At 73.2% G+C, this 9,749-nt stretch carries 12 protein-coding genes and 3 tRNA genes; 12 read left to right on the forward strand and 3 right to left on the reverse strand.

Features of this window, described 5'->3' with window-relative positions; all coding sequences use genetic code 11:
• Positions 1-25: 25 nt before the first annotated feature.
• Entirely contained in the window at positions 26-598 is a 573-nt protein-coding gene (locus IEW03_RS11120; RefSeq protein ID WP_188523740.1) for an NUDIX hydrolase family protein, read from the reverse strand.
• A gap of 105 nt (positions 599-703) precedes the next feature.
• Here IEW03_RS11120 and trxA point away from each other — a divergent pair, with 105 nt between their 5' ends.
• Together trxA and IEW03_RS11130 are read left to right on the forward strand one after the other, a co-directional pair.
• Positions 704-1,081 carry a thioredoxin gene (gene trxA, locus IEW03_RS11125; RefSeq protein WP_188523741.1) on the forward strand — a complete coding sequence of 126 codons (378 nt, stop codon included), beginning with the start codon at positions 704-706 and terminating at the stop codon, positions 1,079-1,081.
• Between the two features lie 95 nt (positions 1,082-1,176).
• Positions 1,177-1,258, forward strand: a tRNA-Leu gene (locus tag IEW03_RS11130).
• Positions 1,259-1,265: 7 nt separating this feature from the next.
• Here the strand turns inward: IEW03_RS11130 and IEW03_RS11135 are convergent.
• Positions 1,266-2,123, reverse strand: coding sequence for an alpha/beta fold hydrolase (locus IEW03_RS11135; protein WP_188523742.1), 858 nt, complete (start codon positions 2,121-2,123; stop codon positions 1,266-1,268).
• Between the two features lie 58 nt (positions 2,124-2,181).
• Between IEW03_RS11135 and IEW03_RS11140 the strand changes: the two genes are divergently transcribed.
• Entirely contained in the window at positions 2,182-2,643 is a 462-nt protein-coding gene (locus tag IEW03_RS11140) for a MarR family winged helix-turn-helix transcriptional regulator (RefSeq protein WP_229737923.1), read from the forward strand.
• A 26-nt stretch (positions 2,644-2,669) separates the two neighbouring features.
• On the opposite strand, the gene IEW03_RS11145 is transcribed toward IEW03_RS11140, so the two are convergent.
• Positions 2,670-3,176: a peroxiredoxin gene (locus IEW03_RS11145; protein ID WP_188523744.1), complete on the reverse strand. Its 507-nt coding sequence runs from the start codon at positions 3,174-3,176 to the stop codon at positions 2,670-2,672.
• 79 nt (positions 3,177-3,255) lie between these two features.
• Between IEW03_RS11145 and IEW03_RS11150 the strand changes: the two genes are divergently transcribed.
• The 9 genes from IEW03_RS11150 (at position 3,256) to IEW03_RS11190 (ending at position 9,688) form a co-directional block, all read left to right on the forward strand.
• Positions 3,256-3,636: a GroES family chaperonin gene (locus tag IEW03_RS11150; protein ID WP_371870617.1), complete on the forward strand. Its 381-nt coding sequence runs from the start codon at positions 3,256-3,258 to the stop codon at positions 3,634-3,636.
• 52 nt (positions 3,637-3,688) lie between these two features.
• Positions 3,689-4,888 (forward strand): acyl-CoA dehydrogenase family protein, encoded by a 1,200-nt coding sequence (locus IEW03_RS11155; RefSeq protein ID WP_188523745.1) that lies wholly within the window; start codon positions 3,689-3,691, stop codon positions 4,886-4,888.
• 127 nt (positions 4,889-5,015) lie between these two features.
• A tRNA-Lys gene (locus IEW03_RS11160) sits at positions 5,016-5,091 on the forward strand.
• A gap of 78 nt (positions 5,092-5,169) precedes the next feature.
• Positions 5,170-5,242 (forward strand) — tRNA-Lys (locus IEW03_RS11165).
• A gap of 84 nt (positions 5,243-5,326) precedes the next feature.
• Positions 5,327-5,731: a pilus assembly protein CpaE gene (locus tag IEW03_RS11170; protein WP_188523746.1), complete on the forward strand. Its 405-nt coding sequence runs from the start codon at positions 5,327-5,329 to the stop codon at positions 5,729-5,731.
• Positions 5,732-5,755: 24 nt separating this feature from the next.
• Positions 5,756-6,559 carry a tRNA (guanosine(46)-N7)-methyltransferase TrmB gene (gene trmB / locus IEW03_RS11175; RefSeq protein ID WP_188523747.1) on the forward strand — a complete coding sequence of 268 codons (804 nt, stop codon included), beginning with the start codon at positions 5,756-5,758 and terminating at the stop codon, positions 6,557-6,559.
• A 151-nt stretch (positions 6,560-6,710) separates the two neighbouring features.
• Positions 6,711-7,055 (forward strand): DUF485 domain-containing protein, encoded by a 345-nt coding sequence (locus IEW03_RS11180; protein ID WP_188523748.1) that lies wholly within the window; start codon positions 6,711-6,713, stop codon positions 7,053-7,055.
• Positions 7,052-8,653 (forward strand): monocarboxylic acid transporter, encoded by a 1,602-nt coding sequence (locus tag IEW03_RS11185; protein ID WP_188523749.1) that lies wholly within the window; start codon positions 7,052-7,054, stop codon positions 8,651-8,653. The genes IEW03_RS11180 and IEW03_RS11185 overlap by 4 nt, the downstream gene beginning before the upstream one ends.
• 114 nt (positions 8,654-8,767) lie before the next feature.
• A complete protein-coding gene (locus IEW03_RS11190; protein ID WP_188523750.1) occupies positions 8,768-9,688 on the forward strand; it encodes an ATP-grasp domain-containing protein in 921 nt (306 codons plus the stop codon).
• Positions 9,689-9,749 lie beyond the last annotated feature (61 nt).

Raw genomic sequence — 9,749 nt, forward strand, 5'->3', positions numbered from 1 at the left:
CGCCCGGCGCCGAGCGGGCGCCGGGTCAGGACAGGCGGCCCACCCAGGCCATGGCCTGCTTCACGAGCGTGCCCTGCCCGTGGATCATCTCGGCCTGGACCGTGTCGGAGCACGCGTCCTCGGGCGTGAGCCAGGCCAGGTCGAGCGCGTCCTGCTGCGGGCGGCAGTCGCCCGTGACCGGCACGACGTACGCCAGCGAGACCGCGTGCTGGCGCGGGTCGTGGTACGGCGTGATGCCCGGCGTCGGGAAGTACTCCGCGACCGTGAACGGCTGTGGCGACGACGGCACCTGCGGCAGCGCCACGGGGCCCAGGTCCTTCTCGATGTGCCGCAGCAGGGCGTCGCGCACGCGCTCGTGGAACAGCACCCGGCCGGAGACCAGGGCGCGCGTCATCGTGCCCAGCGGGGTGACGCGCAGCAGCAGCCCCACCGCCACGACGTCGCCGGAGTCGTCGACGCGCACCGGGACGGCGTCGACGTAGACCAGCGGCAGCTGCGCGCGGACGGCGGCGAGGTCCTCGGGCGAGAGCCAGCCCGAGGACTGCGGGGGCTCGTGGAAGTAGTCGCCGTCGTCAGGGAACTCGGCAGTGTCCGTCACACCGTCGTTTCTATCAGCAGGCGACGTCGCACCTCGACCGGGGCACGGGAATACCTGCGCCGCCGGGCGTGCTGTGCCACACAGAACCCCCACGGAAGGACACCTATGGCTACCGTCCAGCTGACCGACGACACCTTCGAGAAGACCGTCACCGACAACGACATCGTCCTCGTCGACTTCTGGGCCGACTGGTGCGGCCCGTGCAAGCAGTTCGCGCCCGTGTTCGAGGCGTCGTCCGAGGAGAACGACGACGTCGTGCACGCGAAGATCGACACCGAGGCGCACCAGGGCATCGCCGCGGCCGCCGGTGTGACGGCCATCCCGACGCTGATGGCGTTCCGCGAGGGCGTGCTCGTCTTCAACCAGGCCGGCGCGCTGCCCGCGCCCGCGCTCAAGCAGGTCGTCGACGCCGTCAAGGGCCTCGACATGGACGAGGTCCGCGCGCAGATCGCCGCCGCGAACGACGGGTCGCCGCAGGCCTGATCGCCGCGCGGACCCGCCCGACCGCTGCCCGAACCGCCGACGGCCGCCCCCGACGGGGGCGGCCGTCGTGCGTCGCCTAGACTGACCCGCGCTCGGCCGGAGTGGTGGAACAGGCAGACACGCGGCGCTTAGGTCGCCGTGCCCCAGGGCGTGCGGGTTCGACTCCCGTCTCCGGCACGGAAGATCAGAGGTCGTGCTCGGCGAGGAAGGTGCGCACGGCCGCGACATAGCCGTCGGGCGCCTCGAGCCCCGCGTAGTGCGCCGCGCCGGCGAGCTCCCTGTACGTCCCGTGCGGCACGACGCGGGCGAGGCGCCGGCCGTTCTCGAGGTGGTCCCGACCGTCGAGGGCACCGTTGACGACGAGCACGGGGGACCGGATGCCGCGGGCTCGTTCCCAGGTGTCGGTGACGGGCGTCGGCGGCGTCGGGGGGATGGGCACGCCCGCCTCGTCGAGGCGCAGGTGACCCAGCGTGTCCCGGGCCATGGCCTCCACCAGCGCGTCCACGACGGGGTCGACCTCGGCGCGGGTCCGGTGCGGTCCGGGGGTGAAGTGCGCGAACGCGGCGATCCACGCCTCGGGGTCGCCCCGGGTCTCGGCGTCCTTCCAGTCGGCGAAGGCGGCGACGGCCCAGTCGTCCGTGAAGGTGGGCTCGCTGGTGCCGGTCCCGGTGACGACCAGCGCGGCGCACCGGTCGGGGTGCTCGAGCGCCACGTCGACGGCCGTGCCGCCCCCCATCGACACCCCGGCGAGGACGGCGCGGTCGACGCCCAGCGCGTCCAGCAGGGCCACCACGTCGTCGGCCAGCCGGTACGGGGCGTCGGCGTCGGACGAGCCCCCGTGGCCCCGGGCGTCCGGCGCGACGACGCGCCGCTCCGGGAACGCCTCGAGCTGCGGGCCCCACATGCGGTGGTCGACCGCGCCGCCGTGCAACAGCACGAGGGGGAGGCGGCCGGGCGCGTCGGGCGCGTCGGACGCGTCGGACGGGGGGACGTCGACGAGGCCGACGACCTGGTCGGGGAGGGCGAGGCGTCGAGGTGTCATGACAACCAAGGTGTCATGATCTCGAGAGCATGACAACCGAGGTGTCATGATGGGTTCCATGAGCACACCGCTGCCGCCGGAGGCGCTCGCCGCCCGCCTCGCCGACGTCTACCTCGTCGTCGGCCCCCTCTACCGCCGCGTCTCCCGGGCGGTGGAGCGCGACCAGCCGGTGATGGGGATGTCCGTCGGCGTCCGCGCCGTGCTCGAGCAGCTCCACCGCGAGGGCAACCTCACCGTGCCCGCGATCGCGGCGGCCCAGGAGCTCAGCCGGCAGTTCGTGCAGCGCATGGTCAACGACGCGCGCGCAGCGGAGCTCGTGGAGCTGGTCGACAACCCGCGGCACCGCCGCTCCTCGCTCGTGCGGCTCACGGCCGACGGACGCGCGGCGATCGCCGCGGTCGTCGACCGTGAGCACCGCCTGCTGCGCCAGGTGGCCGGCGGGCTCACGGCCGCGGAGGTGGACGCCACGCTCCGCGTGCTGCGGGCCATGCTCGACGGCGTCCCCGGCCCCGGCGCGTAGCCGGCGGCGGCCGCCGGGCGCCCGGCTCAGTCGAGGCCGAGCGTCTTGCGCAGGCGCGCGACGTGCCCCGTCGCCTTGACGTTGTACTGCGCGACCGTGACCTTGCCGTCCGGGCCGACCACGACGGTGGAGCGGATCACGCCGACGTACGTCTTGCCGTAGTTCTTCTTCTCGCCCCACGCGCCCCAGGCCTCGAGCGCGGCGTGCTCGGGGTCGGCGGCCAGCGGGAACGTCAGGGCGTCGCGCTCGGCGAACGTCGCGAGCTTGGCGGTGTCGTCGGGGGAGACGCCGACGACGGCGTGCCCCGCCCCCTGCAGGGACGCGAGGGAGTCGCGGAAGTCGCACGCCTCCGTGGTGCAGCCGGGGGTCATCGCCGCCGGGTAGAAGTACACGACGACGCCCTGGCGGCCGGCGACGGCGAGCTCGTCCGCGAGCGAGAACGTGCCCGTCGTCGTCCCGGTGCCGGCAGGGTCGGGCAGGACGGCGTCGAGGGTGAGATCGGGGGCGGTGTCGCCGACGGCGAGACGGGTCACGGGAAGCGCTCCTTGGCGTGGTGGGTGTTCTCGGGTGCCGGCGTCGAGCCTAGTGCGCCGCGTCGTCTAGCGTGGTGGCGTGACCCCCGCAGCACCCGCCACCGGCCCGGCCGCGTCCGGCCCGTCGTCCGGCTCGTCGCCCGACGCGCCCCTGCCGATCCGCATGCTCCACGACCGCCTTCTCGTGGAGCCCGAGGTGGACTCCGCCGAGCGGCAGTCCACCGCCGGGCTCGTGATCCCGGCGACCGCGTCCGGGCCGAAGCGCCTCGCCTGGGCCGCCGTCGTGGCCAAGGGCGAGCACGTGCGCCAGGTCGCCGTCGGCGACCGCGTCCTGTACGACCCGGAGGACCGCGCCGAGGTGGACCTCGGCGGCACGGACTACGTCCTGCTGCGCGAGCGCGACGTGCACGGCGTGGCCGAGACGACGCAGGAGCCGGGTGCCACCGGGCTCTACCTGTGAGCTGACCCGGCCCACCGCCGGGCGAGCCGGCCCGGCCGCTACGGTGGGCCCCATGACCGGCGACGACGCCCACCTCGACCCTGTCGACCCTGTCGACCTGTTCGCCCTCGACGGCGACCTGAGCGCGGCGGAGGTCGCGACACGCGACCGGGTCCGCGCCCTGGTCGACGAGCACGTCCGCCCGCACGTCGCCGGCTGGTTCGCGGACGGCGTCTTCCCCCGCGACCTGGTGCCGCACCTGGCCGAGGCGGGGCTGCTGGGCATGCACCTGCACGGCTACGGCTGCGCGGGCGCGTCGGCCGTGGAGTACGGCCTGGCGATGGCCGAGCTGGAGGCCGGCGACTCGGGGATCCGCACGTTCGTCTCGGTGCAGGGGTCGTTGGCGATGTCCGCGATCGCGAAGCACGGCTCGCCGGAGCAGAAGGAGCGCTGGCTGCCCGGCATGGCGGCCGGCGACCTGGTGGGCTGCTTCGGCCTCACGGAGCCCACGGCGGGGTCGGACCCGGCGGCGATGCGCACCACGGCCACCCTCGTCGGCGACGAGTGGGTGATCGAGGGCTCCAAGCGGTGGATCGGCCTGGCGTCGATCGCCGACGTCGCCGTGATCTGGGCGAAGGCGGACGACGGTGAGGGCGTGCGGGTGCGTGGCTTCCTCGTCCCGACGTCGACCCCGGGCTTCACCGCGACGCCCATCGAGCCGAAGCTGTCGCTGCGGGCCTCGGTGCAGTGCGACGTGCGGCTCGCGGGCGTGCGCGTGCCGGCCGACGCGATCCTGCCGCACCACCCCGGGCTGGCGGGCCCGTTCGCCTGCCTCGACGAGGCCCGGTACGGCATCGTGTGGGGCGCCACGGGCGCCGCGCGGGACAGCCTCGGGGCGGCGCTCGCGCACGCCGGCGCCCGCGAGCAGTTCGGCCGCCCGCTGGCCGCGTTCCAGCTCACCCAGGCGAAGCTCGTGGACATGGCGCTCGAGGTCGCGCGCGGGCAGCTGCTCGCGCTGCGGCTCGGGAGGCTGAAGGACGCCGGGCGGCTCGAGCCGCACATGATCTCGGCGGGCAAGCTGGCCAACGTGCGGTCCGCGCTCGACGTCGCGAGGACCGCGCGGACCGTCCTCGGCGGCGACGGGGTGACCCTCGAGCACTCGCCGCTGCGGCACGCGCTCAACCTCGAGTCGGTGCGCACCTACGAGGGCACGGACGAGGTGCACACGCTGATCCTCGGCCGGCACCTGACGGGGCACGCCGCGTTCCGTTGAGCGGGCTCGGCGGGCCGTGGCCGGGGGTTCCCCGCCGCGGCCCGCGCCTGTCGCGCAGGTCACAGGACCGCGCGCCCACGAGCGTTACCGACGAACGGTGCCGTGCTGGTAATGTTTCTCCCCGCCAGCGCCATTAGCTCAATGGGTAGAGCAGCTGACTCTTAATCAGCGGGTTCGGGGTTCGAGTCCCTGATGGCGCACCAGCACGAGACTCTCGCGACGCGGGGGTCTCGTGGTGCGAGGGTCGGCGTGACGTGCCGCCCTGGTAGCCTCGCCGTCGCGCGCCATTAGCTCAATGGGTAGAGCAGCTGACTCTTAATCAGCGGGTTCGGGGTTCGAGTCCCTGATGGCGCACCGCAGAGCCCCGACCGGGTCCCGGTCGGGGCTCTTTCGCGTCCGGCCGTGCGCGCGCCCGGCCCCGGGGTGCAGGATGACCCGATGATCTCCACCGAGCTGGCGACACGGTTGCGCGACGCGGGCCTGGTCTGGCGCCCGGCGGACGGCGACCGGTTCCGCATCGACGCCCCGGACCTGTCGGCCGACGTGTTCACCGTGAGCACGATGACCATCGAGGCGCACGACTACCCGACCGGCACCGTCCTGGGGTTCAACGGCACCACCGAGTGGGCGCTGGACTCCGTCGCGATCGAGGATGCCCTGTGGCTGCCGCGCGAGGACCAGCTGCGCGACCTGCTGCGGTCGACCTTCCGCGGCCTGCGGCGCACCCCGGACGGGTTCGAGGTCGAGGTGGACCTGCTGGGCGAGCGGCGCAGCTTCGCCGCCGACGACGCCGCGGAGGCGTACGGGCGGGCGCTGCTCGCGCTCGTCGAGCGCAGCACCTGACCCGCCCGCCCGTACCCTTGTCGGGTGCCCGAACCCGTGACCACCCCGCAGTCCCCGGACGCGCCCGCGCCGGAACCCGCCCTCTACCGCAGCCGGCCGGTGAGCTTCGTGCGCCGCAGCGCACGCCTCACGACCGCTCAGCGCAAGGCGTGGGAGACCCGGCGGGCGCGCTACGTCGTCGACGTCCCGCCCCACGTCGCGGTCACGTCGGTGCACCCGGACTGGCGGTTCGACGCCGAGGCCACGTTCGGGCGCCGCGCGCCGCTCGTCGTCGAGGTCGGGTCCGGCCAGGGCGAGGCGATCGTCGGGGCGGCGGCCGCGCACCCGGAGCGCGACCACCTGGCTCTCGAGGTCTACACGCCGGGCCTCGCCCAGACGATCGTGCGAGCGGGGCATGCGGGCGCCGATCCCGGCCAGGGCGGCGGCGCGCCCGGCAACGAGCTGACGAACCTGCGCCTGATGCAGGTGGACGCGGCGGAGCTCCTGGCGAGCGCGCTGCCCGCCGGCTCGGTGGACGAGCTGTGGGTGTTCTTCCCCGACCCGTGGCACAAGTCGCGCCACCACAAGCGCCGGCTCGTGACGCCGGAGCTCGCCGCCGTCGTCGCGCGCGTCCTGCGGCCGGGCGGCACGTGGCGGCTCGCCACCGACTGGGCCGAGTACGCCGCGCAGATGGTCCGGGTGCTCGAGGCCAGCGACGACTTCCGCAACGCGCACGGCCCCGGCGCCCCGGCGCCCCGGTTCGAGGGCCGGGTGCGCACCAGCTTCGAGAAGAAGGGTGCGGACGCCGGTCGCGCCGTCACCGACCTGGAGTACGTCCGCCGGTCGTGAGCCCGGCACCCTCGGTCGACGGACGGGTGCTCGACGCGCCGAGATGTGACTTGCGCCATAACTGCCTGCTCTAGCAGTGTGTGCGTGGCGAACGATTTCGCCCGGAGCAGCGTTGCTCCGGACCTCATCTGCATGAGCCAACGGAGGCATCATGAGCGACCTGTCCGCGGCAGAGCCGTCGGGCGAGACCGAGTACCAACGGGTCCAGCGATCACCGGAGTTCCAGGACCTGCGGCGCAGGTTCCGCAACTTCGTCTTCCCGATGACGGCGCTGTTCCTCGTCTGGTACTTCGTCTACGTCCTGCTCGCCAACTACGCCCACGACTTCATGAGCATCCGCCTCGGCGGCAGCAACATCACGGTGGGGCTGCTGTTCGGGCTGGGGCAGTTCGTGTCCACGTTCGTCATCACGATGTTGTACGCGCGGTGGGCGAACCGGCGGTTCGACGCGCAGGCCGACACCCTGCGCCGGGAGATCGAGGAGGGCGAGCTGTGAACAGCACCGACATCGGCAACCCCTGGGTCAACATCGGCATCTTCGGCGCGTTCGTCCTCGTGACGCTCGTCATCGTCTTCCGGGCGTCGCGCCAGAACAAGTCCGCCGCCGACTTCTACGCCGGGGGGCGCAACTTCACCGGGCCGCAGAACGGCACCGCGATCGCCGGCGACTACCTGTCGGCCGCGTCGTTCCTCGGCATCTGCGGCGCCATCGCGATCAACGGCTACGACGGGTTCCTCTACTCGATCGGGTTCCTCGTCGCCTGGCTCGTCGCCCTCCTGCTCGTGGCCGAGCTGCTGCGCAACACGGGCAAGTTCACGATGGCGGACGTCCTGTCCTTCCGGCTGCGCCAGCGCCCCGTGCGGATGGCCGCCGCCCTCGCGACCCTCCTCGTCGTCTTCTTCTACCTGCTCGCCCAGATGGCCGGCGCGGGCGGGCTGGTCGCCCTTCTCCTCGGGGTCGACAGCCGCGCCGGCCAGAGCCTCGTCATCGCCGTCGTGGGCGCGCTGATGATCCTGTACGTGCTGGTGGGCGGCATGAAGGGCACCACCTGGGTGCAGATCATCAAGGCCGTGCTGCTGATCGCGGGCGCGGCGATCATGACGGCGTGGGTGCTCGCCAAGTTCGGGTTCAACCTCTCCGACCTGCTGGGCGGCGCCGTCGAGGCCGCCGGCCCCGGCGGCGAGGCGCTCCTGGAGCCGGGCAAGCAGTACGGCGCCGACGGCACGTCGAAGCTCAGCTTCCTGTCGCTCGCGCTGGCGCTCGTGCTCGGCACGGCCGGCCTGCCGCACGTGCTCATGCGCTTCTACACCGTGCCGACCGCCAAGGAGGCGCGGCGCTCGGTGGTCTGGGCGATCTGGCTGATCGGCATCTTCTACCTGTTCACGCTGGTGCTGGGCTACGGCGCGGGCGCCCTGGTGGGGCCGGAGGTGATCGAGAACGCCCCGGGCGGGGTCAACTCGGCGGCGCCGCTGCTCGCGTTCGCGCTCGGCGGGGAGATCCTCCTCGGGCTGATCTCGGCGGTCGCCTTCGCGACGATCCTCGCGGTCGTCGCCGGGCTCACGATCACCGCCGCGGCGAGCTTCTCGCACGACATCTACGCCAACGTCATCAAGAAGGGGAAGGTCAAGCCCGACTCCGAGGTGCGGATCGCCCGCTGGACGGTGGTCGTGATCGGCCTGATCGCGATCGTCGGCGGCATCTACGCCCAGAACCAGAACGTCGCGTTCCTCGTGGCGCTCGCGTTCGCGGTGGCGGCGTCGGCCAACCTCCCGACGATCGTGTACTCGCTCTTCTGGAAGCGGTTCAACACGTCGGGCGCGCTGTGGAGCATCTACGGCGGGCTGATCTCGTGCATCGTGCTCATCGTGCTCTCCCCGACGGTGTCCGGAAGCGAGGACGCGATGTTCCCGAGCGCGGACTTCGACGTCTTCCCGCTCACGAACCCCGGCCTCGTCTCGATCCCGCTCGGGTTCCTGCTCGGCATCATCGGCACGCTGGTGTCGAAGGAGAAGCCGCACCCGGAGAAGTTCGCGGAGATGGAGGTGCGTTCCCTCACGGGCGCCGGCGCCGAGAAGGCGGTCGCCAAGCACTGACGGCGCACGCCGGCGGACCGCGTCCGCGCAGCACACCGACGGCCCCGGGGGACGGCCCCCCGGGGCCGTCGGTCCGTGCGGCTGCACCGGCCGTCGGCGGCGTACGCTCGGCGGGTGACCACGACGAACGGAACCACGAGGCGAGTCGGACTCGCCACCTGTGCCGCCCTGCCCGACCTCGACGACGACCGCCCCGTCATCGGCGCGCTCGTGGAGCGCGGCGTCGACGCCGAGCCGGTCGTGTGGGACGACCCGGACGTCGACTGGTCGGCGTACGACCTCGTCGTCGTGCGCTCCACGTGGGACTACTCGCCGCGCCGCGACGAGTTCGTGGCGTGGGCGCGCAGCGTCCCGGCGATCGCCAACCCCGCGGACGTCATCGCCTGGAACACCGACAAGGGGTACCTGCGCGTGCTCGAGACGGCGGGCGTGCCCGTCATCCCGACGATCTGGCTCGACCCCGCACGCCACCTGTCCAAGCGGGCCGTGCACACGCGCATGCCGGCCTTCGGCGACTTCGTCGTCAAGCCGGTGGTCAGCGCCGGCGCCAAGGACGCGGGCCGGTACCAGCCCGTGAGCGCGCAGTCGCGCGCCCTGGCGATCCAGCACGCCGTCGGGCTGCTCGACGGCGGGCGCGCGGTGATGATCCAGCCGTACATGACGTCGGTCGACACCGCGGGGGAGACGTGCCTCGTGTACATCGACGGCACCCTGCGGCACGCGGTCCGCAAGAGCGCGCTGCTCACCGGCCCCAGCCGCGACGACGACGCCCCCTTCCTGCGCGAGCAGATGGAGCCCGCCCGGGCCACCGACGCCCAGGTCGAGGTCGCGACCCGCGCGCTCGAGGTCGCCGCCGCGGACCTGGGCCGCACCGACCCGTTCCTCTACGCGCGCGTGGACCTGGTGACGCGCGACGACGGGACGCCCGTGGTCATCGAGCTCGAGCTGACCGAGCCGTCGCTGTGGCTCCAGCACGCCGGCGACGCGGGGACGCTGGACGCGTTCGCCGACGCGATCGTCGACCGCCTGGCCTGACTGTGAGGATCGCGTTCGCAGCCTGTTGGTGCTGGGCTGTGGTTCGGCGGTCGTGGTTGTG

It is taken from the genome of Isoptericola cucumis (assembly GCF_014635665.1).
Taxonomy (GTDB): Bacteria; Actinomycetota; Actinomycetes; order Actinomycetales; family Cellulomonadaceae; genus Isoptericola; species Isoptericola cucumis.